Raw genomic sequence first — 2,770 nt, forward strand, 5'->3', positions numbered from 1 at the left:
ATTTTACAATGGCTCATCAAAAAGGTAAGGCAACCGAAGAAAGTTAAGTATTTTGCTGACCCTCAAAATCGAGATTTAGGTATTATCAAACAGAAACGAAAACTAAATGTTAAGTTAATTGTCGCGCCTTTTCCTGATCTCCAGCGGGGGTCTGACGAGTTTTTTTTCAATAATTATCCAAAAACCGCTTGACAAAAGACTTACAGCCTTAACTTGTCACCAATGGTCATCAAGTGTAAAATAGATTTTCTACAACTTGGTGGGAAACAAGGGCGGGGAAACCCCACCCCTTGAAGATGGGTTAATTAATTTTGGCTATTTATTCTTTGCTGTAAAGCTTCCCGTGCTTGTTCTCTGTCGTCAAAATGAATTTTTTCAGTACCCAGAATTTGATAGTCTTCGTGACCCTTACCGGCTAATAATACACCGTCTCCAGGTTGAGCCTGTAAAATAGCCGTCCGAATTGCGGTAGCGCGATCGCTCACAACCATTGGTTGTACTATATCAGGAATACCTGCTAATACGTCCTGTAATATCTTTTCTGGGTTTTCCGTGCGGGGGTTGTCTGATGTCACTACTGCTAAATCTGCGAGTTCAGCCGCTATTTTACCCATTTTTGGACGTTTAGTGCGATCGCGGTCTCCTCCACAACCAAACACACAAATCATTTTACCAGGAATAAACGGCCGGGCAGCTTTCAGTAAATTCTCCAAACTATCGGGAGTATGGGCATAATCTACAATCACGCTAATATCTTGCTGTGGGTGAATTTGCACCCGTTCCATGCGGCCAGGAACGCCGGGAAACCCAGGAATGGCATTTGCTACCAATTGCAAACCTAAACCCACATGGACAACCGCACCCACAGCAGCTAAAAGATTTTCTAAGTTATATTGACCAACTAAAGGACAACTAAAATCTACATTTTCTTGGGGAGTATGTAAAATTCCGCTCACACCATTTGGTTGATAATTTAAATCACTCATCCAAAAATCAGCGGTACTATCATTAACGCTATAACTCCAAACCTGTTCTGGACTCAAGGACGCAATTATCCGTTTACCATAAGCATCATCAGCGTTGATAATTGCCCGTCCGTGGAGATAATTGGGACTAAATAACAACGCTTTCGCGGCAAAATAGTCCTCCATATCCTTGTGATAGTCCAAATGGTCTTGGGTAAGGTTGGTAAATACCCCCACTTCAAAAGCACAATTCAAAACTCTACCCTGGTGCAAAGCATGAGAACTAACTTCCATTACCCCAGTTTCACAACCAGCATTCATGGCCTTAGCTAATTGTTGCTGCAAATCTACTGCAAAAGGAGTAGTATTCACAGCAGTTTCCTCAAAACCAGGCCAGCGGGTGTAAAGTGTGCCTATTAACGCCGTCGGTAAATTAGCGTGAGTTAGGAAATATTCAATCAGGTGAGTGGTGGTAGTTTTACCATTTGTCCCCGTCACACCCACCATTTTCAGTTTTTGTCCAGGATAACCATAAAAAGCTGCGGCTATTTGAGCGCAGGCTTTAGTCATATTATCGGCACTAATGACTACAGAGTTAGCTGTAGGCGGATTTTTCTGCATTGCTTCCGAAGAAATAATCGCCGCTACAGCACCAGCAGCTAAAGCACCTGGCCAAAACTCTCCACCGTCTACTCTAGTTCCTGGCATTCCGATAAACAAATCTCCCACCGTGCAAGCATGGGAATTAGTTTTAAGTCCCTGAATATCAATATCTGGTATATTTACAGAATTAATCCCATCTACAGTCGCTAATAATTCCCGTAATTTCATCTGGTGAACCTCGCCACAAGCTTGTCTTGCGCTTATTCTGCATCATTTTGTCATCTATTGGGAGACATATTGACCTAACATTTTTTCTAAACGTTCGATACTGAGACGGGGAGAAGGACGGGGTATCAGTTTTTCTGTGCCGTCCCTGGTGACTAAATGCAGTACCGGGATTTCGTATTGATATGCTGCAAACCAATCTTTACGGGTGGTAATATCTCGAATTTCTAGCTGGAAACTGAGATTTTTGATTTGCGCTAGTTTTTCCTGTAAGCCTTCACAAAGATGACAACCGGGTTTGCTGTAAAGAATTAATTGCATGGGTGGAGATTTAAACGATGAAAATGTATTTTATGATTATTTTAACTGAATATATAAAAAATGTCAGAATTAGGATACTCACCGATTAAAGGATTAACAGGATAAGAAAGTAGATAATAGTTAATAAAATTTTGTAGATATTAAAATTATATAGATGATAATTTTAACTATTTTTACGTGTTATTTCTCAAAAATCCATGGCCAAGTAGATTTATTCTGTCTGATTAATGTTTGCTAACTTTCACAGAAAATCTACAAACTGCAATCCTGTACATCCTTAAATCCTGGATATCCTGATTCTGACAAGGAAGCCAGGGAATTAATTCCCTGTCTAAAAGCTAAAGTCGGTTTAAACCGACTATTGGGAATAATTGAATCTTACATTTATTTTCATCAGGTAAAAAGTCAATCAAATCCTGTAAATCCTAAAATCCTGGATATGCTGATTCTGACAATTAAATATTGAGGCGCGGGCAAGATGCCCACCCCACAAGATGATAGAATTATCTAAACTACAACCCACATTCCGCACCCCAAAATGTTACAGAGGGAAATTACGGAGATGAAAATCAAAGGGAGCATCAAAACAAACAGATAAAGTGAAAAAAGGCATTTGAGAAACAGTAAATCACCAAAAATGTCATCAAAATCTATTC

The 2,770-nt window shown here is 39.9% G+C and carries 2 protein-coding genes and 1 pseudogene; 1 reads left to right on the forward strand and 2 read right to left on the reverse strand.

From position 1 onward, the window contains the following. Window positions 1-192: pseudogene (locus PN450_RS21565) on the forward strand (hypothetical protein); the annotation flags it as partial. Between the two features lie 113 nt (window positions 193-305). Here PN450_RS21565 and PN450_RS21570 read toward each other — a convergent pair. Together PN450_RS21570 and PN450_RS21575 are read right to left on the reverse strand one after the other, a co-directional pair. Continuing rightward, entirely contained in the window at window positions 306-1,796 is a 1,491-nt protein-coding gene (locus PN450_RS21570; protein WP_271837513.1) for a UDP-N-acetylmuramoyl-L-alanyl-D-glutamate--2,6-diaminopimelate ligase, read from the reverse strand. 54 nt (window positions 1,797-1,850) lie between these two features. Then, a complete protein-coding gene (locus tag PN450_RS21575) occupies window positions 1,851-2,114 on the reverse strand; it encodes a glutaredoxin family protein (RefSeq protein WP_271837514.1) in 264 nt (87 codons plus the stop codon). Window positions 2,115-2,770: the final 656 nt, after the last annotated feature.

The sequence above is a fragment of the Dolichospermum lemmermannii CS-548 genome, from assembly GCF_028330815.1.
Lineage (GTDB): Bacteria > Cyanobacteriota > Cyanobacteriia > Cyanobacteriales > Nostocaceae > Dolichospermum > Dolichospermum lemmermannii.